Source organism: Lysinibacillus sp. BNK-21, from assembly GCF_048684915.1.
In the GTDB taxonomy this organism is placed as follows: domain Bacteria; phylum Bacillota; class Bacilli; order Bacillales_A; family Planococcaceae; genus Lysinibacillus; species Lysinibacillus capsici.
The window spans coordinates 849,231-873,396 of sequence record NZ_JBLQTS010000001.1 but is presented as its reverse complement, the minus strand read 5'-3'; the positions used below and the strand labels follow the sequence as shown (position 1 = coordinate 873,396).

General features: G+C 37.9%; 24 protein-coding genes. 15 read left to right on the top strand and 9 right to left on the bottom strand.

The annotated features are described in order from the left end of the window. Positions 1-114 precede the first annotated feature (114 nt). Complete coding sequence (locus ACMGGO_RS04310; RefSeq protein ID WP_048394467.1) at positions 115-1,455, top strand: sodium-dependent transporter; 1,341 nt, start codon at positions 115-117, stop codon at positions 1,453-1,455. Positions 1,456-1,532: 77 nt separating this feature from the next. On the opposite strand, the gene ACMGGO_RS04305 is transcribed toward ACMGGO_RS04310, so the two are convergent. Further along, positions 1,533-1,793, bottom strand: a complete 261-nt coding sequence (locus tag ACMGGO_RS04305) for a DUF1871 family protein (RefSeq protein ID WP_004228396.1) — start codon at positions 1,791-1,793, stop codon at positions 1,533-1,535. Between the two features lie 72 nt (positions 1,794-1,865). On the opposite strand from ACMGGO_RS04305, the gene ACMGGO_RS04300 reads away from it, so the two are divergent. Next, positions 1,866-3,038, top strand: a complete 1,173-nt coding sequence (locus tag ACMGGO_RS04300) for a MalY/PatB family protein (protein WP_279495859.1) — start codon at positions 1,866-1,868, stop codon at positions 3,036-3,038. Positions 3,039-3,148: 110 nt separating this feature from the next. Next, entirely contained in the window at positions 3,149-4,576 is a 1,428-nt protein-coding gene (locus ACMGGO_RS04295) for a hypothetical protein (protein ID WP_279495860.1), read from the top strand. A 50-nt stretch (positions 4,577-4,626) separates the two neighbouring features. On the opposite strand, the gene ACMGGO_RS04290 is transcribed toward ACMGGO_RS04295, so the two are convergent. Next, positions 4,627-4,839, bottom strand: coding sequence for a hypothetical protein (locus tag ACMGGO_RS04290; RefSeq protein WP_004228391.1), 213 nt, complete (start codon positions 4,837-4,839; stop codon positions 4,627-4,629). 22 nt (positions 4,840-4,861) lie between these two features. Then, positions 4,862-5,449, bottom strand: coding sequence for a peptidylprolyl isomerase (locus ACMGGO_RS04285; protein WP_004228389.1), 588 nt, complete (start codon positions 5,447-5,449; stop codon positions 4,862-4,864). Positions 5,450-5,686: 237 nt separating this feature from the next. Here ACMGGO_RS04285 and ACMGGO_RS04280 point away from each other — a divergent pair, with 237 nt between their 5' ends. Beyond that, a complete protein-coding gene (locus tag ACMGGO_RS04280; RefSeq protein WP_420281625.1) occupies positions 5,687-7,537 on the top strand; it encodes a transglycosylase domain-containing protein in 1,851 nt (616 codons plus the stop codon). A 345-nt stretch (positions 7,538-7,882) separates the two neighbouring features. Here ACMGGO_RS04280 and ACMGGO_RS04275 read toward each other — a convergent pair whose 3' ends face one another. Further along, the gene (locus ACMGGO_RS04275) at positions 7,883-8,446 is read right to left on the bottom strand and encodes a DUF5366 family protein (RefSeq protein ID WP_048394459.1); all 564 of its coding nucleotides are present in this window, start codon (positions 8,444-8,446) and stop codon (positions 7,883-7,885) included. 155 nt (positions 8,447-8,601) lie between these two features. On the opposite strand from ACMGGO_RS04275, the gene ACMGGO_RS04270 reads away from it, so the two are divergent. The 7 genes from ACMGGO_RS04270 to mnhG are packed head-to-tail and all read left to right on the top strand — an operon-like array spanning position 8,602 to position 14,357. Then, positions 8,602-11,013, top strand: a complete 2,412-nt coding sequence (locus ACMGGO_RS04270; RefSeq protein ID WP_103118709.1) for a Na+/H+ antiporter subunit A — start codon at positions 8,602-8,604, stop codon at positions 11,011-11,013. Continuing rightward, positions 11,000-11,422: a Na(+)/H(+) antiporter subunit B gene (locus ACMGGO_RS04265; protein WP_004228380.1), complete on the top strand. Its 423-nt coding sequence runs from the start codon at positions 11,000-11,002 to the stop codon at positions 11,420-11,422. The genes ACMGGO_RS04270 and ACMGGO_RS04265 overlap by 14 nt, the downstream gene beginning before the upstream one ends. Further along, on the top strand, positions 11,422-11,763 hold the full coding sequence (locus ACMGGO_RS04260; protein ID WP_066038177.1) for a Na(+)/H(+) antiporter subunit C: 342 nt from the start codon (positions 11,422-11,424) through the stop codon (positions 11,761-11,763). The genes ACMGGO_RS04265 and ACMGGO_RS04260 overlap by 1 nt, the downstream gene beginning before the upstream one ends. Continuing rightward, positions 11,756-13,243 (top strand): Na+/H+ antiporter subunit D, encoded by a 1,488-nt coding sequence (locus tag ACMGGO_RS04255; RefSeq protein ID WP_420281624.1) that lies wholly within the window; start codon positions 11,756-11,758, stop codon positions 13,241-13,243. Before ACMGGO_RS04260 ends, ACMGGO_RS04255 begins: the two co-directional genes overlap by 8 nt. A 4-nt stretch (positions 13,244-13,247) precedes the next feature. Next, positions 13,248-13,727, top strand: coding sequence for a Na+/H+ antiporter subunit E (locus ACMGGO_RS04250; RefSeq protein WP_048394455.1), 480 nt, complete (start codon positions 13,248-13,250; stop codon positions 13,725-13,727). Continuing rightward, positions 13,724-14,005 carry a Na(+)/H(+) antiporter subunit F1 gene (locus ACMGGO_RS04245; protein ID WP_004228375.1) on the top strand — a complete coding sequence of 94 codons (282 nt, stop codon included), beginning with the start codon at positions 13,724-13,726 and terminating at the stop codon, positions 14,003-14,005. Before ACMGGO_RS04250 ends, ACMGGO_RS04245 begins: the two co-directional genes overlap by 4 nt. Further along, on the top strand, positions 13,989-14,357 hold the full coding sequence (gene mnhG, locus ACMGGO_RS04240; RefSeq protein WP_004228373.1) for a monovalent cation/H(+) antiporter subunit G: 369 nt from the start codon (positions 13,989-13,991) through the stop codon (positions 14,355-14,357). The genes ACMGGO_RS04245 and mnhG overlap by 17 nt, the downstream gene beginning before the upstream one ends. A gap of 44 nt (positions 14,358-14,401) precedes the next feature. Here the strand turns inward: mnhG and cysC are convergent, their stop codons facing one another. The 4 genes from cysC to ACMGGO_RS04220 all read right to left on the bottom strand — a co-directional run bounded on the left by cysC (position 14,402) and on the right by ACMGGO_RS04220 (position 17,980). Beyond that, the gene (gene cysC / locus ACMGGO_RS04235) at positions 14,402-14,995 is read right to left on the bottom strand and encodes an adenylyl-sulfate kinase (protein WP_048394453.1); all 594 of its coding nucleotides are present in this window, start codon (positions 14,993-14,995) and stop codon (positions 14,402-14,404) included. Continuing rightward, a complete protein-coding gene (gene sat, locus ACMGGO_RS04230; RefSeq protein WP_048394451.1) occupies positions 14,992-16,131 on the bottom strand; it encodes a sulfate adenylyltransferase in 1,140 nt (379 codons plus the stop codon). The genes cysC and sat overlap by 4 nt, the downstream gene beginning before the upstream one ends. Before the next feature lie 70 nt (positions 16,132-16,201). Then, positions 16,202-17,266, bottom strand: coding sequence for an inorganic phosphate transporter (locus tag ACMGGO_RS04225; protein ID WP_319839506.1), 1,065 nt, complete (start codon positions 17,264-17,266; stop codon positions 16,202-16,204). A 12-nt stretch (positions 17,267-17,278) separates the two neighbouring features. Next, entirely contained in the window at positions 17,279-17,980 is a 702-nt protein-coding gene (locus ACMGGO_RS04220; RefSeq protein WP_054549431.1) for a phosphoadenylyl-sulfate reductase, read from the bottom strand. A gap of 462 nt (positions 17,981-18,442) precedes the next feature. Between ACMGGO_RS04220 and ACMGGO_RS04215 the strand changes: the two genes are divergently transcribed. Genes ACMGGO_RS04215 through ACMGGO_RS04200 form a run of 4 tightly spaced genes read left to right on the top strand, consistent with a single transcriptional unit; the run spans position 18,443 to position 22,312 of the window. Next, complete coding sequence (locus ACMGGO_RS04215) at positions 18,443-19,495, top strand: sulfate ABC transporter substrate-binding protein (protein ID WP_305193374.1); 1,053 nt, start codon at positions 18,443-18,445, stop codon at positions 19,493-19,495. Positions 19,496-19,506: 11 nt separating this feature from the next. Further along, positions 19,507-20,340: a sulfate ABC transporter permease subunit CysT gene (cysT, locus tag ACMGGO_RS04210; RefSeq protein WP_048394444.1), complete on the top strand. Its 834-nt coding sequence runs from the start codon at positions 19,507-19,509 to the stop codon at positions 20,338-20,340. Positions 20,341-20,350: 10 nt separating this feature from the next. Next, positions 20,351-21,226 carry a sulfate ABC transporter permease subunit CysW gene (gene cysW / locus ACMGGO_RS04205; RefSeq protein WP_048394442.1) on the top strand — a complete coding sequence of 292 codons (876 nt, stop codon included), beginning with the start codon at positions 20,351-20,353 and terminating at the stop codon, positions 21,224-21,226. Between the two features lie 15 nt (positions 21,227-21,241). Next, on the top strand, positions 21,242-22,312 hold the full coding sequence (locus tag ACMGGO_RS04200; protein WP_048394440.1) for a sulfate/molybdate ABC transporter ATP-binding protein: 1,071 nt from the start codon (positions 21,242-21,244) through the stop codon (positions 22,310-22,312). Positions 22,313-22,355: 43 nt separating this feature from the next. Here the strand turns inward: ACMGGO_RS04200 and cysI are convergent, their stop codons facing one another. Next, the gene (gene cysI / locus ACMGGO_RS04195; protein WP_066038183.1) at positions 22,356-24,071 is read right to left on the bottom strand and encodes an assimilatory sulfite reductase (NADPH) hemoprotein subunit; all 1,716 of its coding nucleotides are present in this window, start codon (positions 24,069-24,071) and stop codon (positions 22,356-22,358) included. Positions 24,072-24,166 lie beyond the last annotated feature (95 nt).

Sequence of the window (24,166 nt, the reverse complement as noted above, 5' to 3'; positions counted from 1 at the left end):
TATATTTTTACTCCATCAAATGTCTTTCTTGCTATCATCAATTTTCTGATATTTGCTTGTGTTATGAGAATATTGAGGTAAAATAATACTTTAGTATAAGGAGGATTTATTTTCGTGTCATCGAGGGATCAATTTACAACAAAAATTGGGTTTATTTTAGCTGCCGCAGGAAGTGCTATAGGTTTAGGAGCCATTTGGAAATTCCCCTATATGGCGGGTACGAATGGCGGTAGTGTCTTTATTTTATTATTTATTTTATGTACTTTCTTTATTGGCTTACCCGTCCTCATTGCTGAGTTCATGATAGGTCGTCGAGGTCAAAAGGATGCCGTCACTTCCTTTAAGGAACAAGCACCAGGAAAGCCATGGTATTTGATTGGCTGGGGCGGTATGGTAATTGCAGGCCTTATCTTATCATTCTACAGCGTTGTTGGTGGATGGATTTTAAGCTACTTAGGTCGTGCCTTTACATTTAAGCTAACGAATGCTGGCTCTGACATCAACTACGCTGATTTATTTGGCGATATTATTTCAAGCCCTTTCGAAGCAGTACTTGTACAGGGACTATTTATGTTATTAACAGTAGTCATTGTGTCAGCAGGTATTAAGGGCGGAATTGAAAAAGCCAGCACATGGATGATGCCTCTCCTCTTTATTTTCTTTATTGTCCTAGTTATTCGCTCTTTAACTTTAGATGGGGCTATGGAAGGCGTTAAATTTATGTTTGTACCTGATTGGTCCTATTTAAATGCTGAAACATTTTTAATGGCCTTAGGACAAGCTTTCTTCTCATTAAGTGTAGGTATTGCGGTTATGATTACATATGCTTCCTATTTATCTAAAACAGAGAAGATTGGTAACTCTGCGATTAATGTAGCATCTATGAATATTATTATCTCTTTACTTGCAGGACTTGTTATTTTCCCAGCAGTATTTGCGCTTGGTTATACGCCTGATCAAGGGCCAGGCTTAGTATTCATTATTTTGCCAGCTGTATTCGAGCAGTTACCTCTTGGTGGCTTATTCTTAACTATTTTCTTCATTCTATTGCTTTTTGCTACAGTCACTTCTTCCATTTCCATGTTAGAAATAGTCGTGGCAATCGCTATTGGTGATAAACCAGAAAAACGTAGAAAAATTGCTTGGATTGGTGGAATCGTTATTTTCATCTTTGGTATTCCAAGTGCCCTTTCATTTGGCATATTAGCAGATGTAAAAATAGTAGATCGCTCTATTTTTGACTTTGTTGATTTTATGACTAATAGCATCGGAATGCCGATTGGAGCTTTGTTGATTTCAATTTTTGCAGGTTATTATTATACAAGGGATATTTCACGTAAAGAATTAGCTGCGTCTAGCTTCATGTTTAATATTTGGTACATTTTAATTCGCTACGTCTCCCCACTCGCCATTTTTATTATTTTCATTCAGGGGATTTTGCCTTTATTTAAATAAGTACTAGCCTCATGATGCATTAAAAAAGAGGTTGTCCATTGACAACCCCTTTTTTTATAAGGAATATGCAAAATATTTTAAATAATACATTTCGCTTCAAATTTAATGGCAATTAGTTTGTAAGAAATGGCTACACAATCTTCAAACGGTATCCATTGCTCAAACGAATGCTCATATGTTTCTTGAATAACTTTTGCAAGTGTTGATGGATCATCAATCCCTTGCAATGCTGCAACTACATCTGCTGTTTCTGTATCATAATGGTCTGGACCTAAGTGGAATGGATCCCACTCCTCTAGCAGATGGACAGCTGCTTGATTCATTTTTATATTTTCCAAAATACTCACCTATTATCCTTTGATCATACTCGTATGATACCATAGTAAAAAAAAAAGAAAAGAGTGATTTGCTTGTCTATTTTTGATCAAACTATCAAACGTCGATGTACAAACTCAGTAAAATGGGACGCAATGGAAAAGGTTTATGGCCTAAACGATGCCTCAGATATCTTACCAATGTGGGTAGCCGATATGGATTTTCCTGCTCCAATAGCCGTTTCAAAGGCTTTACAACAACATGCTGAACATACTATTTTTGGCTATAGTTATATGAGTGAAGAAGCGATACAATCCATTGTAGACTGGCAAAATACTCGCCATGACTGGCACATAGAGAAAGAAGCCATCCTATTCTGTAATGGTGTTGTGGCTGCATTAGCTAACAGCATTGTTGCCCTAACTAACCCTGGGGACAAAGTACTCATTTCACCTCCAGTTTATCCGCCATTCTTTAACATACCAAAAAGTAATGGTCGTGAAGTTGTGAGCTGCCCATTAATTGAAAAAGACGGATTGTTTGTCTATGATTTTGAAGCCTTCGAGCAGTCTTTAGCTCAAGATGTGAAAGCCTACATACTATGTAACCCGCATAATCCAGGAGGCTATGTATGGGATGAAGCTACTTTAAAGGAAATTGTACGACTTTGCGCTAAATATGATGTCATCATTATTTCTGATGAAATCCATGCTGATTTAATGATTAATGGGGATAAACATATTCCTTTAGCTAAAGTTGCAGGTGATGAAATCAATCGCATTGTTACGTGTATGGCTCCTACTAAAACATTTAACTTAGCAGGAATTCAAGTTTCATATATGATCGTAACAGATAAGAAAAAACGCTTGAAGCTAGAGGCCATCAATATGGCAAGTGGTCAAGGCTCATTAAATACATTTGCCTCTGTTGCCCTTCATGCAGCATACACAGAAGGGGCTCCTTGGTTAGATGAATTACTTCCTTATATTTCTGCCAACATGGATTATGTGAAAACGGAGTTAGAGCAGATCCCAGGTATTCGTGTTACGATTCCTCAATCCACTTATTTAATCTGGATTGATTACCGAGAACTAGCGCTTGAAGAGAAGGAGATCATGAACCGCTTACTTGAAATCGGAAAGCTTGCTCTAGAACCAGGGACAAAATACGGAGAAGAAGGTCGTGGCTTCCTACGTATGAATGTTGCTTGTTCATTTGATACTGTGAAAGATGGAGTCGAGCGTTTTAAAAAGGTCTTTGCGCAATAAAATGATTGAAAGGATATCTCTCCCCTTAGAGCTATCCTTTTTCTATGTTTAAAAACAAAATTTTGTGGAAAAGGTTCTTATCAATCGGATTTATACAGAGGTGATTTTACATGGACATTGTCCCATTAACGATTAAATGTGCTTATATGACATTCCTATTTCCCTTCGCCTATTCCGAAAAAAATCGTCAAAAAATCAGTGATATACTACTAAACGAGGGCTTTTCCTTTTTCACCTTAAACAATACATCTCTTGAAGACGCTTTTTATGGTGATATGACGATTATACATGAGGAGCTTGCCCAATTTTTCTATCCTTTTTTGGAGGATAAATTATTTCCAAACGAAATGAATAACCCTGACTTTATTCGTTTTTCGAAAGCTTTTTATACACAAGGCGCCTTACATCTGCAAGAAAGTCAAATCAATTATGATTACGAAGTGATGAGTATTGATGTGACATTATGTCCTTTTGGGAATGGGATTATAACAGTCAGAACAAATATTACAGATCAATCGCATGATCTAAGTGATATCTTAAATTTTATCCACTATTTTAGAGTATTAGAGGCTAAACTAAGAGAGGAAAAAGGTGCAAGTCATCATTTTTCATTTGGTCATTGTTCTTCTACGAGTGAATTATTATTTAAGTATTTTATACCTTATTTAAAACCCTTTCTATTACATCAACAAGACCATAGCTATGAAGGCTTACCTTTCTTTGAAGATGAGAGAATGTTTGCCTCAGCTTATTTAATTGCAGAGGAAGAAGCTAAAATTATACCTGAGCATTTATTTCGCTTAGGACAAGTAGACGGTAGGACACCTGCTGGCAAACCCTTTATTTCTAGCACTAATCCTTCATATATCTCTAATTATGTACAAGAGCATGCCCATACACGCTGGGCTCCTAACAGTTATATTATCACCTCCTCACAAGCACAAATAACGATTACAAATAGGCCGTTTGCCAAATGTACACATAGTATTCAAGAATTTATGGGTACGCACTATTACAATTTGTTCATTCATTATTTTTATAAAATGATGCTCTTAAAGCTTTCCTATGAGTATAGTGAAATAAAGTGGGGCAAAGATAAACAGGTTGTCAATGAACTAATCGAGCTGATTACAAAGTTTTCTGCACGCTATTATTTTGAAGAAGTCATCGTACGAACAGAAGGCAGAGAAATTGCTCAATTGCTACGAAAGTACTTCCGTATAAATGAACATTATGTAGAAACGAAAGAAACATTGAATAGTTTGTATCGAACACAGGAAGATCAATCCGATAATCGAAGTAATAATTTACTATTTATTTTAACAGTCTTTACTGTGGTATCGGGCATTTATGGGATGAACTTAGTCATTGAAGGGTGGAAAGATAGCAGTGATTTCGATAGCATCGGTAGTTATACACTCTTTGAATGGGTAGCCTTTATTACTGCATTGAGTGGGATTGGCTTGTCACTTGTACTGGTTTGTTTCACTGCCATCAAGGCCCTGCAAAATACTATTCGACGCTTTAAAAAAAATTGATACAATAAAAAAGAATCTGCTCGCCCTCTGTGGCAAGCGGATTCTTTTTCTTATATATTCTGTTGATTGTTTGTGTTTTTCTTTTCTGCTAAAATACGTGCTTCAATTTCTTTTGATTTTAATTCTTGTTTCTTAGAAATTTTTCTGAAAAGCGTAAACACGATAATACATAAAATAAGCATAATTAAAAATTCAAATGCTGCTGGAATATAACCTGATTTGTCTTCTGGGAAATATAAAAATTGATACATAAAGTTCTGCATGTTCTACACGTCCTTATACGTATTATTCAAAGACTGTAATTGACTCAATTTTCACATCTTCTAATGGTTTGTCACGGAAATCTTTTTCCACATCTGCAATTTTATCCACAATGTCCATACCTTCTACTACATGACCGAATACTGTGTGTTTATGGTCTAACCAAGGTGTACCACCGTTTTGAGCATAAGCTTCGATGATCTCTTCAGGGAAGCCCGCCCCTTGTAATTGACGAAGCATATCACTTGGAAGGTGCTTCATTTGTACAATAAAGAATTGAGAACCATTTGTGTTTGGTCCTGCATTTGCCATTGAAAGCGCTCCACGTAGGTTAAACAATTGCTCTGAGAACTCATCTTCAAAGGAATTACCCCAAATTGATTCTCCGCCCATACCAGTACCAGTTGGGTCGCCACCTTGAATCATGAAGTCTTGAATAACACGGTGGAAAATAATGCCGTTATAGTAGCCTGATTTAGCATGACCTAAAAAATTCTCAACCGTTTTCGGTGCGTGCTCAGGGAATAATTTAATTTTGATAGCACCTAATGTTGTGTTCATTTCTACAAGCACTTCGCCTGCTTGTACGTCTGTTGTTAACTGTGGAAACATGGAAGTCTCTCCTTTAATGATAAATTTCAGTTTCAATGAAAAAGATGCCCTTGCACCTTTTCTGACCTCATTTTAGTCTAACATACTTCCTACTGGTTTTCTCCCTCTAAGTATTGACGATTTTTGCACTTTTACTATTCATGTTTAAAACTATGTAAATAGGTCTGAGCGAGTATTTGGAATCAATCCAAAATATGTTATTCTGATGAAGGATTTATAGAAAGAGTGGAGGCACACATGAAAAAGGCTTTTGGTTTTTTTATTATCGTTCTATCCCTTCCTGCTTTATGGTGGATTAGCACAAACATTAAAACAGAAATCAATATTGCACAAGCACATGAGGAACAAATGACTAATGCAATACATTTACCCGAGGTAGAGGCCCAACTACCTGTTACCCTTATTGATCGAAATGGGCAAACATTTAGTGAGGAATATGTCGAATGGCGGCAGCCACTAAGTTTACAAGAAATTCCACAAATTGCCCAGGAAATATTCATTACCAGTGAGGATGCTGATTTTTATACACATATTGGCTTTGATTTAAGTGCTATTATTCGTGCAGTTGTAGCCAATTCAAATAGCAACACAACCTCTCAAGGTGGTAGTACAATTACGCAGCAGCTTGTTCGGATGCGTTATTTATCCGAAGAAAAAACATATGAACGTAAATTAACAGAGCTTTTTTATGCCTATGAATTAGAAAAAGAATTTGATAAAGAAGCCATTTTAACGATGTACCTAAATGAGTCCTATTTCAGCAATCAAGTTTATGGCATTGGCGGAGCAGCCACCTATTATTTTCAAAAGCCACTCAAAGAATTATCCATCGCTGAAATAGCTTTTATTGCTGCCATCCCAAATAACCCTTCCCTTTATAATCCTTTAAAGAATTATGATCAAACTAAAGCAAGGCAGGAGCGTTTGTTAGATACCCTTGCAGCAAATGGGGCTATTACAGAGGGAGAGGCAAAAAACTATAAGGCTGATGCCATTACATTAAATGTGAAAGATAAAATTCAAAGTTATCCAATGTATAGCACTTATGTTCTTCAAGAGCTAAAATGGCTTATTGCAGAAAAAGAAGGTTATGCGGATCGACTAAGCTCTACAGATAATGAGGAAGAAAAGAAAAAAATTAAAGCACAATTAGACATTCGACTCAATACATTATTTCAAAATGGACTCATCATTCACACAGCACTTGATCCTACTAAACAGCAACATGATGAGGAAAAAATGTCAGCTATTTTAGGTACTAGCCCATGGCAAGCTGCAGGTGCAGCCATTGAAAACCAATCAAGAGAAATAGTCAGTCTGTATGCAGGAAAGAACTATGAAAAATTTGATTTCCATCGTGCATTCCAAGGAACACGTCAGCCTGGTTCAGCTTTTAAGCCTCTGGCAGTCTATGCTCCATTCTTCGAAACAACATCTCATACACCTGATTCGATTGTCAATGGTGGGCGTTATTGTGTGGGCTCGTTTTGCCCACAAAACTATGGGGGCTATACGTATGGTGATGTGTCAATTCGTACTGCTTTTCGACATAGCTATAATACATCTGCACTTCGTCTCTTTCAAACCGTTGGCGTCGAGACAGCCTTTCATTACCTTAATCGCTTTCACTTCCGCTCGATTGTAGAGAAAGATTATAATTATGCTGCATCATTAGGAGGACTAACCTATGGTGTAACAGCATTAGAACTAGCAGATGCTTATACTAGCTTTATTGATGGCTCTTATGTACTTGCACATAGTATTCGAAAAGTCACAGCATTAGATGGAACAGAGCTTTATAGTTGGGATACACAGCGTGATCAAATTTGGTCTCCTAAAACAGTAAAATACATGCGTGAACTCCTTGCAGATGTTGTAGCAAACGGTACGGGTCAAGGTGTCTATAGTAATAGCAGCTACGTTGGTGCAAAAACAGGGACAACGAATGACTATCGTGACTACTGGCTTGCTGGACTCAATAATGAATATACTGCTGCTGTATGGCTAGGGTATGATAAACCTCAATCGATGCAGCAATTAGAAGAGTACAAAATTCATCACCAATTATTTAACGTGTTGCTTGAGTAGTGAAACATGCAAAAGGTAGTAGTCGCTAAGACTACTACCTTTTTAAAGTGTTAAAAAACAAAACCATCAATTAAATTTTTATTAAAGATGTAAATGGTTTTCCGTTACAGGCTACTTGCTTTCCTGTGGACGAGCGCCGAGCCGCTTCCTCCGCTCCGTACAGGGGCTCGCCTGTCTCACTATCCATGGAATTTAACGTCACAGAGGAGACCCTGGAGCGAATGTAAAGGAGTGAAGCGGCTCATCGAACTCCCCCTGGAAAGGACGCTGGCAGAACGGAAATCAACCCCTCGCCTTTCAAACTCTCTTTTTCTACTATTAACATCACCATTTTAATAGTATGTATTAATTTGCAAACGGCAAACTTGCCAAAATGCCATTATATAGCTTTAATACGACATAAATAACTAATGTTAAAAGAATCGTCCACATAAAAAGCTCAAAGATTAATAGACCGATTGTGCCGCCCATTGATATAAAATGACTCATTTTATAAATCAGATAAATAAAGTAGGTAAATATCGTTATCACGAAAATACCTATTAAAACATAAATAAATTGGATGGCAAATGCAGAACACATAGCACCTACAAATAAGATAATATAGCCACCTCGAGCCTGACTAACTGTGGCTCCTTCGTTGTCCTTTGAAAAGAACAGCATTCCTACTTCATGAATGGTTTCGCCTACTAGTTTAAGGGCAGAAAATAACATAAAAAAAACAATGGCAAAGACGATGAGAAGAAATACACGTAACTCAAAATCTGATAAAAACTCTCGCATTCCTGAATACACACCGATGGCTTGAAAAATCTGTAAAGATTTACCAACAGCATACATCCCAAATGTCAAACTAAACAATAAAATTGTAATTAATGGTAGATAACCATAGATATATGGGTTCTTCATAAAAAATTTTTTTCCTCTATTTTTATTGATAACTTCCTATTTATAATATAACGAAAATTCTCCAACGACCGCAAGCTAAATCCCAATAGTACATATGCATTCCCAATTAAAGTACGTTATAATTGATTTACTTACCTGCATAAAGGAGGGTTTTTTTGTTACAAGTACTTTATATTTTTATTCCAATGCTTGTTGCAATATTAGTGCCATTATTATATAAACGCATGAATAATATTCACACAGGTTGGTTTGTTCTTGCTGTACCTGTTACGCTTGCTGTTATTTATACAACATATATTGCTCAAGTTGCTAAAGGTGAAGTATTTACTGCAGAGCTACCTTGGATTCCATCGCTTGATATTTCCATCATCTCATATTTAGATGGACTTAGCTTATTATTCTCATTACTCATTACTGGAATTGGCTCGTTAGTTGTGCTTTACTCCATTTTTTACTTAGATAAACATAAAGAAAAATTACATAACTTTTATGTTTACTTACTGTTATTTATGTCAGCCATGCTGGGAGTAGTACAGTCAGATCATTTAATTACTCTCTATTTCTTCTGGGAGCTAACATCCATATCATCATTTTTACTCATCGGCTATTGGTATAATCGGGATGCCTCACGCTTCGGTGCATTAAAGTCTATGATGATTACAGTTGGCGGCGGTTTAATGATGTTAGGTGGCTTCGTTCTTCTTTATTTAATGGGAGGAACCTACTCGATTCGAGAATTGATAGTCATGGCACCAAATTTAGTAGACCAACCTTTATTCACTTGGTCACTTGTCCTATTACTCTTGGGAGCATTTACAAAATCCGCGCAATTCCCATTCTACATTTGGTTACCAGATGCCATGGAGGCGCCAACACCAGTAAGTGCATACCTTCACTCAGCTACAATGGTCAAAGCAGGTATCTATTTAGTTGCACGATTTACGCCGATATTTGCAGCCTCTGAACTTTGGGTGTGGCTTGTAACAGGTGTAGGTATCTTAACTTTATTCTGGGGTTCCTTCTTTGCAGTGAAGCAAACTGATTTAAAAGGTATTCTAGCATTCTCTACAGTCAGTCAGCTTGGGCTTATTATGTCACTACTCGGGGCAAGTGCTGTTGCTTTTCATGCAAATGGCTCAATCGATACCATAAAGTTTGCTGCATTTGCTGCCATTTTCCACCTTATTAATCATGCAACATTTAAAGGCAGTCTCTTCATGATTGCAGGCATTGTGGATCATGAAACTGGAACTCGAGATATTCGTAAACTCGGTGGTTTAATGAGTATTATGCCAATTAGTTTTACTGTGGCTGCAATAGGAAGTTTATCAATGGCTGGTCTTCCACCATTTAATGGGTTCTTAAGTAAAGAAATGTTTTTAACAGCCATGCTTGCACTTCAAAAGTTTGAATTCTTCGGCTTTGAAACATGGGGAGCACTCTTCCCTATTGTTGCGTGGATTGCTAGTATTTTTACATTTATCTATAGTTTCTATTTTGTTTTCCGAACATTTAATGGGAATTACAAACCAGAGCAGTTACCTCATAAACCACATGAGGCGCCGATTGGTATGCTAATTTCTCCTATTCTTTTAGCAGCTTTAGTTGTGACAATCTTCTTTATTCCAAACTTTATCGGTAATACCTTTGTAAAACCAGCCGTTCAAGCGATACAGCCATTTTTGTATGATTCACCTCAAGCTGTTGATATTCATGTATCTGCTTGGCATGGCATTACCCCAGAGTTACTGATGACCATTGGAATTATAATAGTTGGGGTATTGTTATTTGTTGCCTTACCAAAATGGCAAGGGATGTATCAACGATTCCCGCAAGCGTTAACATTAAACAATGCCTATGACAAAATCATGCAGGGATTAGATGTTGGCTTAAATCGTATTTCCCGACGCTATATGACAGGTTCTATGCGTCACTATTTACTCTATATGTTTAGCGGAATAACTATTATTGTTATCGGCTCTCTATTCGTGAAAGATGCATTTAGTATTTCATTCCAAGGAGCCTCACCAATTAATTTGTATGAAATTATCTTGATCGTAGTTTTATTAATTGGTACTGCCATCACCATCTTGGCCAAATCACGTTTAACAGCCATTATTGGGCTTGGTACTGTAGGCTATACAGTAGCCTTATTCTTTGTCATTTTTAACGCACCTGATTTAGCGCTGACACAGCTCGTTATAGAAACGATTTCAGTAGCACTATTTTTATTAGCATTTTACCATTTACCTAAACTTGGTAAACGCGAGGAGCGAATGAGGTTCCAGTTAAATCGTGCCATTGTTTCCATTGCAGTTGGTGTGATGGTAACACTTGTTGCGCTATCAGCTCATTCCCAAAAACTAATTCCCTCTATTGCTAAGTACTACGAGGAAACCGTCTATTCTTTAGCTGGTGGTGGAAATATTGTAAACGTAATTTTAGTAGACTATCGAGGTTTCGATACATTGTTTGAAATTACAGTACTCGGCATAGCTGGCATGGCCATCTTAGCTATGATTAAGTTACGTATGAATAGAAAGGAGAACACTCATGAAAACAAATGATGTGATAATACAATTTACAGCTAAAATTGTATTTTTCATTATTTTCTTCTTCTCCATTCATATTTTTTTAGCTGGTCACTATACACCTGGTGGAGGCTTTGTTGGAGGTCTGTTAACATCAAGTGCACTTGTTCTTTTAGTGTTAGCCTATGATATCAACACAGTCCGCCATATTCTACCTATTAATTACACATATTTAACAGCCATTGGCTTACTATTAGCCCTTGCTACTGCGGCATACCCAATGTTTGTGGGCAAACCGTTTTTCACACATTTCTTTGATTATTTCGATTTACCGCTTCTAGGCAAACAGTCATTACACACGGCTATGCTTTTTGATAGCGGGGTCTATTTGGTTGTTGTCGGCGTTACGATGACCATTATTCAAACGATTGGGGAGGATGAATAATGGAAATAATTATGGCCTTTGTGATCGGCTTTCTTTTTATGGCAGCGGTCTATTTAATCTTATCAAAAAGTTTATTGCGCATTATTATTGGAACAGGTCTGTTAAGTCATGGTGCTCATCTACTCATCTTAACAATGGGTGGTCTTGGTGGTGAAGCTCCACCTGTCTTAAGCGAAGGAGCCAAAGCATTTGCTGATCCCTTACCCCAAGCACTTATTTTAACTGCAATTGTTATAAGCTTTGGGGTGACAGCATTCTTCCTTGTACTTGCCTACCGTTCCTATCAAGAGCTTAACACGGATGATATTAGCTTAATGAGAGGAAGTGATGAGGATGAATAACTTCCTACTATTACCCATTATCATCCCGTTTTTCTTCGGTATGATTTTAATGTTTGGACAAAAAAATCTAACTTATCAGCGATCATTTTCATTACTTGGGATTGGACTAGCCCTCCTCTCTGCCCTCTCACTGCTTTTAACAGTGAAAGAAGATGGTATTCAAAAGGTCACATTTGGAAATTGGCCTGTTCCTTACGGTATTACAATGGTATCTGATATGGTGTCTGCATTGCTCGTTACAACGACATTGCTTATTGCACTATTTGTTGTTTGGTATGGCTTCGCTTCTATCACGAAGGAACGCGAACGCTTCTTTTATTACCCTGGTATTATGTTTATTTTAACTGGGGTCAATGGTGCCTTTACAACAGGTGATATTTTTAACTTATTTGTGTTCTTTGAAGTATTGTTAATGGCTTCCTATTTACTCATCGTTTTAGGTGGTGAGAAGGGGCAACTGAAAGGGTCAATTAAATATATTTTAATTAATGTTATTTCTTCGGCATTATTTGTTATAACCGTGGCCTATTTATATTCTGTAGTAGGAACATTAAATATGGCTGATATTGCGGTAAAAATTGCTGAAATTAATCAACCAGGGATTATTACTGTTATTGCTGTACTATTTTTAATGGTATTTGGACTAAAAGCAGCTATTTTCCCATTATACTTTTGGCTTCCTACTTCGTATGCAGCAGCCCCGATCCCTGTCTTAACTCTATTTGGCGCTCTGCTCACAAAGGTTGGGGTCTATGCCATTACACGTACCTACACACTATTTTTTGTACATGATTTATCCTATACGCATGATTTACTAATGGCATTAGCTATTGCAACAATTGTGGCTGGTTGTATTGGAGCACTCGCTTATTTTGATGTAAAGCTCATTATTATCTATAACATTGTCATTGCAGTAGGTGTCATTTTATTTGGTGTCTCTCAAATGAATGAGGCTTCTTTAAAAGGAGCGATGTTTTATTTAATTCACGATATGCTGATTAAGGCAGCACTCTTTATGTTAATCGGCATTGTCATCTACATTACTGGTACATCTGACTTGCGTAAAATGGGTGGACTTATGAAAAAATACCCTGCACTGGGTTGGTGTTATTTAATAGCAGCTTTTGGCTTAGCTGGAATTCCACCACTTAGCGGGTTTGTTGGAAAGCTGTTAATTGTTCAGGGAGGCTTTGAGGCTGGAAGTATGTGGAGCAGTATTTTCATTTTAGCATCTTCACTGCTTGTTTTACTATCCGTGATTCGTATTTTCCTCTATGCCTTTTGGGGTGAGGAAAAAGAAACACAAGGTACCGTCGACAAATCTACCTATAAAATGCTGTTTATGCCTACTGCCTTGTTAGTACTTATTACGGTCGCATATGGTGTGGGTTCTGAATGGATTACGCCATTTATGGATGATGCTGCAAAACTATTAAATGATCCATCTATCTATATAGATGCTGTGATGAAGGAGGATTAGCACTATGGCATTTCAAATGATTTTAAATTTTGTACTTGCCTTTGTCTGGATGTTCCTTTCCTCTAATTACACAGCAACTGGTTTTATCATAGGATTCATGATGGGGATACTTTTACTTATTCTCATGCGGAGGTTTTTCAAGTCCCGTCTTTATGTCTATCGATTATGGGCCCTGCTAAAATTAACGTTGTTGTTCTTTAAAGAATTAATTTTAGCAAATGTTCAAGTGTTAAAAGTAGTGTTGAAGCCTAAACTGGACATGCAACCAGCCTTTTTTGCTTATCCAACTGTTTTAACACAAGACTGGGAAATTACGTTATTATCAAGTCTTATTACTTTAACACCAGGAACAGTTGTAGTGCATGTTTCGGATGATGCGAAAACATTGTATGTACATGCAATTGATATTAACGATGTGGATGAAGCCATTGCTTCCATTCGAGATTCATTTGAAAAAGCGATTTTGGAGGTGAGTAAATCATGACAACATTTATTATTGCTGTAATCGTAGTGATTTGCTTATCAATGATAGCGGTCATTTATCGAATGGTAAAAGGTCCTTCCGCATCCGATCGTGTTGTAGCTTTGGATTCACTTGGTGTTTCACTCATTTCCTTAATCGGACTATTTTCGATTTTAGTGGAAACAAGCTTCTTTCTTGAAATCATTTTATTGCTAGCAATTTTATCGTTTATCGGTACGATGGCTTTCTCTAAATTCATAGAGAAAGGAGATATCATCAAACGTGACAATTCTCGCTAATAGTTTAGTTATCTTTTTCATTACTGTTGGAGTACTCTTTATTGTCGTGACAGCTATCGGACTTGTCCGCTTACCTGATTTGTATACACGTGCACATGCCGCTTCAAAAAGTGCAACACTTGGCGTCATGTGTGTACTGATTGGTGTATTCTTTCACTTTTGGCTGATTGAAGATCATTTCAACCCTCGTATTTTACTGGGGATACTCTTCCTCTTTATTACTGGTCCTGTTGGCGGACACATTATGACGCGTTCTTCCTATATTGCTGGTGTTAAGCCTTGGAAAGGTACCGTACGTGATGAACTAGGTCCTGAAATTGACAGAATGAAAAAGGAACAAGGTGTAAAATAAACGTAAAAATCTGCCCGATTACTAAATCGAGCAGATTTTTTTAGTTAAATATATCCCTTGGCAGTTAAAATATTTGTCAGTTGCTCCACACATTCTTCAATGGAATGCTGTTCTGTATCCAAAATAACTTCTGGGTTAATCGGTTCTTCATATGGAGCGCTAATCCCTGTAAAATTAGCAATTTCAGCATTCCTTGCTTTTTTATACAAACCTTTAGGATCTCTTTTTTCACATGTTTCTACTGAACACTTTACAAAGACCTCTAAAAATTCACCATCCTCTACAAGTTCACGGACTACCTGACGATCTTCTCGATAAGGTGAAATAAAAGCCGTTAGCACAATTTGACCGCTCTCTATAAATAACTTTGAGACTTCACCTATTCGACGAATATTTTCTTTGCGCCCTGCCTCATCGAATCCTAAGTCACTATTTAAGCCATGACGCACATTATCACCATCTAATACGAAGGCTTGATTGCTCCTTTCAAATAATCGACGGGCAAATGCATTAGCCACTGATGATTTTCCTGAAGCAGATAAACCCGTAAACCATAAAATAAAGCTTTGATGTTTATTTTTTGAACGGCGTTCTTCTTTTGTAATGGAGGCTTCATGCCAAACAATGTTTGAACTCATTTCACTACCTCCTTACTCATGCCTTTAATTAAAATGTCTACGACTTCTTTACGACTGAATGTACTTGGTGGTACTTCTCCATTTCGTAGCATCTCACGTACCTTCGTTCCTGATAGAATGACATGGGCAGAGCTATCATGTGGACACGTCTTTGTCGTCGCCATGCCTTCACATTGCTGGCAATAAAAGCTATGCTCAAATTTCAGTGGGACAATTCCCAATTCATCTTCAGTAAACTGTTCAAAAATCTTTTGTGCATCATATGTGCCATAATAATCACCAACACCTGCATGATCACGACCAACAATAAAATGAGTACAGCCATAATTTTTTCTAACAAGTGCATGGAAAATAGCTTCCTTTGGTCCTGCATACCGCATAGCGGCTGGAAAAATACCTAATTGTACACGACTTTCAGGATAATAGTTTTTTAATAAAACCTCATAGCTCTCCATACGTATAGCAGCTGACACATCATCTGACTTTGTTTCACCCACAAGTGGATTTAGAAATAACCCATCAATCGTTTCAAGTGCTGCCTTTTGAATATATTCATGCGCCCTATGGACTGGATTACGTGTTTGGAAGCCAACAATAGTTTTCCATCCCTTGTCAGCAAATAATTGTCGCGTTTCTATTGGATCAAATGAATAAGCAGGGAACTTTTGTGTAAGACGTTTAATTAACGTAATTTTCCCTCCAACATAAATGGCAGGACGATCAAAAAGCTTTTGAACGCCTGGATGTGCTAAATCCTCTGTTCCATAGACAAGTAAAGCCTCTTTTCGTTTATTCGGCTCATAAATATCTGCTACTTCAATAACGCCATATACTTCATCACCATAAACCAGCTTCACCTCGTCACCAGGCTGTAAAATGGACGCTTTCTCTTTTGTAACAGGTAATGTAATCGGAATACTCCATACTACACCTGATGCTAAACGACTTTGTGCCACGACTGACTCATAGTCTACTTGTGTTAAAAAACCTTCAATTGGGCTATACCCCCCTATAGCAATTAGCTCTAAATCACTCAACGAAATTGCATCCAACTCAATTTCCTTATGAATAGTTGTGATTTTTTTTTCCGGATTAAATGCTTGCACAAGTAGTCCACCATGTGGTTGTAGACTCATAAAAATCTCCTCCTAATTCTAGTTAAATACTAAGTTTTGTAGTCAAAAGATAGTGATGATATGATTCAATTTAAATGCCTTCCCCTGCATCATAGATAGACTGCTCTTCTTCACGCATCGTACGCATCAGACTAATGATCCCTAGCGTCCCAACAATAATGCTGCCATTTAAAATAATGGCATAAAGGTCTTTTTCTAAAAATAACTGCACTAAAAAATAAGAAATGACTAATGAAAAGATGGGTGATACAACCCAAATACGTATAATTTTTTTCACAATATGCTTATGGAAGATTTGCTTTCCGTTTTTCGCCATCCCCATCCCAATGATGGATGAAGAAGTGACTTGTGTTAAGGGTACTGGAAGCCCAAAAATTGAGCTTACGCCAACAAGCAGTGCACCTGTACTTGAAATGAGAATGCCCTCTGCCTTTTGAAAGCGCACTATTTTTTTACCGTTTGTTTCAAGCACTCGTTTACCAAGTAGCAGAGCACCTATTGCGACAAATGCACCGCCAAGCACAATGCCCGTTGTCACATCCATCATTCCTGCTCCCACCAAGGGTCCAACTGCATTGGCAACATTATTCATCCCCGCTGAAAATGCTTCGAAAAATCCTGCTAAAACGAGAAGAACAGTTAAAATTGGCCGATCTTTCAGCAACCCTGTGTTTTGTAACTTATATAATAACTTTCCACATACAAGAGCAATGACAAAGGCAACAAGCGGTACAATCACCCAAAATGATATAATGACAAGCAGCGAATTGACGAATAGTACTTTATAGGCAATTCCTACACCCACGACAGCACCCACTGTTACTTCACTCGTTGATAAGGGAATGCCTAAAAGATTGGCGAAAAATAACGAGCTTGTCGCAGAAATCAAGATAATGATGACAACCTTTACCGTAATATACTCCTGGGGCATAATGCCTGAGCTTATCGTTTTAACTACCTCTCCTCCGCCTAATACAGCTCCACTGTAGACGCCTATCGCGCATAAAAGCAATGCTTGCCACGCTTTTTTGATGGCACCTGCCCCATAAGCAACACCCATTGAGGCTGCTGCACCGCTTGCTCCTATGTTCATAGCAAAAAATAAACTAATAGCTATTGCAAAATATTCAAGCATGGCAGAACTCCTTTATTCATGTAACCCGCACTCGGTTTTACCAGAACCTTGCCATCTACCTGAACGTAAATCCTCCATTGTAAATGCTGGTTTCGTACAATGCTCACAGCCGATGCTTGGATAGCCTTGATCGTGTAACGGATTATATGGCAAACTGTGCTTCGAAACATAACGCCAGACATCCTTCCAAGTCCAATGAATCAATGGACAAACTTTAATCGATTTAAATTTATCGTCACGATTTAAAAAGTTTGTTTGTTGACGTGTTGGTGATTGCTCACGACGTAAACCTGATATCCAAGCCTTTTTACCTGATAAGGCTTCGTGTAAAGGTTTTATCTTACGAATATCACAGCACTTATTTGGGTTGGTTTTCCATAGTTCGTCACCATGTTGTGTAGCTTGTTGCTCAAGTGTAAGGGTTGGCTTTTTCATGACAATGTTGAGTTGTGGATATTTTTCTTTGACTTTATGAATGGTTTCATATGTTTCTTTAAAGTGTACATCTGTATCTAAAAATACAATCGTAGCGTTAGGCTTTACCTTTGAAATGAGATCAATTAAGACAATGCCCTCAATACCAAAGCTACATGCATAGACGATTTCATCTCCATATTCTTGATAGCTCCACTGTAAAACCTCTAGTGCAGCCTTATACATATCATCAACCTGAAAATCAATGATCGGTTCTTGCCAATTTTCGTAAGTTAACATCGAATCCCCCTCATAGCAAAAAAGGCGTTCTAACAAAAGACATAGGAAAAACAGGTCTTTGTTAAAACGCCTCTAGTTTGACTAGCCAGCTCTATATTTAATGATTGTTCACTAGTAGTTGTTACCTCGTACTACAATCATTCTTCTTATTACCAAATATATACTAAAGTACACCAAGCAGTCAACTAGGTTTTTTAAATATCTTTTCCATACACCCATTTTTTTTGCTCTTTGCTGCATATGATGAGTGGTATCTAAGGACACTTTTATTAATTTTCAAAATAAATAATCTTTTTTATAATTCCTTGTTGACTAATAGGAAATATATGTTTAATGTATTACTAAAGCTTTGACCTAAAAAAACGCTGATCAGAGGATCTGAAGGCCATCTACCCAATGTTGTCATGTCATTGTGGGTGATGGCTTTTTGCATTCTTAAGACAGAAAAGGGGCGGATTAACTATGAAAAAAAAGAGCTATGTTCTACAATCCTTGGCATTATTAACTATTCTAACGCTTAGTTTAACTGGCTGTGGAAGTGCTAACTCAGATGAAAAAACAAGCGGTCAAGAAGACAAGAAGTCTGTAGAGCTACTAAATGTTTCCTATGATCCAACACGGGAGCTTTACGATGAGTTCAACAAAGATTTTATAAAAAAATGGAAGGATGATACTGGCCAAGACGTCACAATCAATCAATCACATGGTGGATCTGGCAAACAGGGGCGTGCAGTTATTGATGGTCTTGAAGCCGACGTTGTGACACTCGCACTCGCTTACGATATTGATGAAATTGCTCAAACTCGTGAGCTGCTGAATAAAGATTGGCAAACCGAATTTGATCTTAATTCGACTCCCTATACATCTACAATTGTTTTTTTAGTTCGCAAGGGCAATCCAAAAAACATACAAGATTGGGATGATTTGATTCAAGATGATGTATCTGTCATAACGCCTAATCCCAAAACATCTGGAGGTGCACGGTGGAACTACTTAGCTGCTTGGGCTTATGCCGGAAAGTTATATAACAATGATGAGACAAAAATAAAGGAATTTATGAAATCACTTTACAGCAATGTAGAAGTACTTGATTCTGGCGCTCGTGGAGCTACAACAACATTCGTAGAACGTAAAATTGGTGATGTCTTAATTGCGTGGGAAAATGAAGCATACCTCTCTCTCAATGAATTAGGTAAGGATGAATTTGAAATCATCACGCCTTCATTAAGTATTTTAGCAGAGCCACCAGTTGCAGTTGTAGACAAAATCGTAGATAAAAAAGGGACACGTGATGTCGCTGAAGCTTACTTACAGCATTTATATAGTGATACAGGGCAAGAAATTGCGGCGAAAAATTATTATCGACCACGTAGTGAAACGATTCTAGCAAAGTATAAAGATCAATTCCCTCAGCTTGAACTTGTTTCCATCGATGATTTTGGTGGTTGGTCACAAGCACAAGCAACCCATTTTAAAGATGGTGGTACCTTTGATGAAATATACGTACCACAATAAGGAGCGTTTTGATGAGCAGTTTAATCATTCCTAAAAAATCGCGTCGAATTATTCCAGGCTTTCATTTATCTCTTGGTTATACAATGCTTTACGTAAGTTTACTAGTATTACTACCACTTTCCATGATTTTCATTCATACCATGTCCTTAAGCTGGTCAGCATTTATAGATATCATTACAGATCCCCGTGCTGTTGCTTCCTACAAAGTGAGCTTCAGCACTGCACTGATTGCAGGCTTACTAAATGTTTTTTTCGGTACGACTATTGCATGGGTTCTCGTTCGCTATCAATTTCCCTTTAAACGAATCATTGATGGGCTTGTAGACTTACCTTTTGCATTGCCTACTGCTGTCGCTGGAATTGCTTTAACATCTCTTTATGCACCAAATGGTTGGATTGGTCAATTTTTTGATTTTAAAATTGCCTTTACACCTCTTGGCATCATTATTGCTTTAACCTTTATCGGGCTACCATTTGTTGTACGAACGGTCCAGCCCGTTTTACAAAATATCAGTGCTGAGGTGGAGGAAGCTTCGGCAAGCCTTGGAGCCAATCGTTTACAAACCTTCCGTAAAGTCATCTTACCAGAGCTAGTACCAGCAATTTTAACTGGCTTTTCCTTGGCCTTTGCGCGCGCTTTAGGTGAATATGGCTCGGTTGTTTTTATTGCAGGAAATATGCCGATGAAAACGGAAATTACGCCGTTAATTATTATGACAAAGCTTGAGCAATATGATTATGCGGGGGCAACTGCCATAGCTGTTGTCATGCTTGTGACATCCTTTATTTTGTTGTTCACCATTAACTTGATACAATGGCTAGCCAATCGTCGGTTTGTACATTAGGAGGTACTATATGGAACAATCAACTTTTATTCAGCAGGCTAGTACAGGAAAAAGGAAAGCAGCTACACAGACTGCTGCCTTACAGGAGCCTCGTATTATTCGCTATACGTTAATATTTATTGCCTTAGCTTTTTTAGCTTTCTTTATCGTACTACCTTTAGTATCTATTTTTATTACAGCCTTTCAAAAAGGATCCGATGTTTACTTTGCTGCGATTACACATCCAGATGCATTAGCTGCTATTAAGCTTACATTAATCGTCGTAGCCATTACTGTACCCCTCAATGCGATCTTTGGCGTAATGGCTGCCTGGGCACTTACAAAGTTTAATTTTAAGGGGAAAAATCTATTACTTACTATGGTAGATTTACCTTTTGCAGTTTCACCTGTTATCGCAGGTTTAGTGTTTATTTTATTGTTTGGCTCACAGGGACTATTTGGTGAATGGTTGTTTGCACATGATATTAAAATTGTTTTTGCACTACCTGGCATTGTCCTTGCCACAATTTTCGTCACATTGCCCTTTGTTGCACGTGAATTAATACCGCTGATGCAAACCCAAGGTATATCTGAGGAAGAAGCGTCCATTTCATTGGGGGCAAGTGGCTTTAAAACCTTTTGGTATGTCACTTTACCCAATATTAAATGGGGACTATTCTATGGTTTGATTTTATGTAATGCACGAGCCATCGGAGAATTCGGGGCTGTGTCTGTGGTATCTGGTCATATCCGTGGCATGACAAATACGATGCCCCTTCATATTGAAATTCTCTATAATGAATATCAATTTGCAGCAGCCTTTGCAGTTGCTTCCTTAATGAGCGTAATGGCCATCTTTACATTAATTGTGAAAGACATTATTGCTTGGAAATCAAAATCTAGTTAAAAGGAGATGGTCTCAATGAGTATACAAATTCAAAACGTATCCAAAAAATATGGGTCCTTTCAGGCACTAGAGGATATATCCGTACATATTCAGTCTGGGGAGCTAGTAGCACTGCTTGGCCCTTCTGGATCAGGAAAAACCTCATTATTACGTGTGATTGCTGGGCTTGAAACAACGGATGTCGGCAATATTTTATTTGATGGTCAATCCATCACAGATCGTCATCCAAAGGAACGCAATGTGGGCTTTGTCTTTCAACATTATGCGCTTTTTCGCCATATGACGGTCTTTGACAATGTAGCTTATGGCCTGAAGGTACGTCCTCGAAAAAGCAGACCTTCAAAACAACAAATCAAAGATAAAGTGATGGAATTATTGCAACTTGTGAAGCTTGAAAATTTCTCAGATCGATATCCAACACAGCTCTCAGGTGGGCAACGACAACGTGTCGCACTGGCAAGAGCGCTTGCTGTAGAGCCAAAGGTACTGTTACTAGATGAACCATTTGGAGCTCTCGATGCAAAAGTACGCAAGGAGTTACGTCGCTGGCTTCGAAAGTTACATGATGAATTTCATATTACAAGTATTTTTGTGACACATGACCAAGAGGAAGCTCTCGATGTTGCAGATCGCATTGTGGTCATGAATAATGGCAAAATCGAGCAAATTGGTAGTCCAGATGAGGTCTATACAAACCCCAAAAGTCCATTTGTCTATGACTTCTTGGGCAATGTTAATCTATTTAAAGGTCGCTTACATAATGGTAAGCTCATGCAGGGTGAAGTTGCACTTGATGTACCTGAGGCCCTAACACATTCAGAGGACAATGCGATAGGCTATGTACGTCCACATGATATTCAGATTGAGAAAACAAGTATTTCAGGTACAGTTCCTGTTAAAATCAGCCACATTCATTTGCTAGGACCTATCGTTCAAATTGAACTACGCCGTGAGGATCTTGATGAATTTTTAGAAGCGGAGTTATCAAAAGAACAATTTCATCTTCTTCAACTGAAGGTGGGCGATCAGGTATTTGTAAAGCCGAAACAATTAAAGGTATTTATTCCTGAGGATTATTCTATATAAAAAACCATGTAGCAAATTTTTCTTTGCTACATGGTTTTTATTTTTAATGAAATTCTCTTCCATCATAGACAGCTGTGACATACCCAGCACGAATGACAAAGTCTCCAAAATGTTCGCCCTCTAAACGTTCCTTTGAAAAATGTAGAAGAATTGGTCGTAGCTCTGCTAAAATTTCCTCCTCACCAATATTTTCACGATAGATTTTATTTAAGCGATTGCCTGTAAAACTTGCACCAAGGTACATATTGTATTTACCTGGCCCTTTGCCAATAAAGCCGATTTCACCCATTGCTGCACGTGAACAACCATTTGGACAACCAGACATGCGAATAACAATTTCTGTTTCATTTAAGCCAGCCTCATCAATAATGGCATCAATTTTTGTTATAAGAGAAGGTAAATAGCGTTCTGCTTCTGCCATGGCTAAGCCACATGTCGGTAATGAGACACAGGCAATGGAATTGCGGCGTAAGGCAGAATAATGCGCACCGTCTGTTAGCTTGTATTGTTTAATAAGCGTATTTATTTGTTTCTTTTTCTGGGGTGTTACATTGCTAATCATTAGGTTTTGGTTCGGTGTTAAACGAAAATCACCCGTGTGCACCTTAGCTATTTCACGTAAGCCAGTTAACAACTGATAATCCTCAAAGTCTTTTATACGGCCATTTTGAATAAATAACGTATAATGCCAATGACCATCTGCACCTTTAATCCAGCCAAATTCATCACCTGTACGCTCAAAAGTATAAGGGCGAGCCTGCTGAATTTCCCAGCCTAGACGACGCGTTAATTCTTCTTGGAACCATTCAAGTCCTCTCGCATCAATCGTGTATTTAAATCGTGCATTTTTACGGACAGAGCGATTCCCATAATCACGCTGTATCGTTATTATTTTTTCTGCTGTTTCTAGTAATTTATCTGGCGTTATAAAGCCAATTTCACGAGCAAGCTGTGGATAGGTTTCATGATCACCATGTGTCATGCCCATGCCTCCACCAACCGCTACGTTAAAACCAACAAGCTGATTGTCTTCAACGATGGCAATCAGTCCGATATCTTGTGAAAAAACATCTACATCATTACTTGGTGGAATCGCAATACCAATTTTAAATTTACGCGGCAAATATTGAGCTCCATAAATCGGTTCAATTTCTACATCCTGACTATCTACTACCTTTTCTCCATCTAACCATAATTCATGATAAGCACGTGTTCTCGGCAGTAAATGCTCACTTAGTTTTGCAGACCAATTATAAACCTCTTCATGTAATGCAGACTGGTTTGGATTGACATTACACATCACATTACGGTTCACATCTCCACATGCAGCAAGAGAATCCAATAACACCTCATTGATTTCCTGCATATATTTTTTAACATTCCATTTTAAAATGCCATGTACTTGAAATGCTTGGCGTGTTGTTAATTTTAAAGAGCCATTGCCATACTTTCTAGCCATTTCATCCATCACAAGCCATTGCGCTGGGGTAGCTGCTCCACCTGGTGTTCGTACACGTACCATAAATTGATAGGCCGGTTCCAGCTTTTGTTTCTGACGTTCATTCCGAAGATCTCGATCGTCCTGTAAGTAACTGCCATGAAATTTCATAAGGCGATTATCGTCCTCTGGGATACCAGAGCTTAATGGATTATTCATGGTACGTTCGAGTGTTCCACGTAGGTAATTACTTTCGGTTTTAATACGCTCTACATCACTTGGTTTCCCGGGCTGTGGAGGTAACACTATTTTTTCAGTCATTCTTTATCGCTCCTTTAATCCATTACACCTCAGCGTATTGGGCATACCTGAGGGTTTACTTGCTAACAAAGAGATCAACTCATTAATAAGGGAAG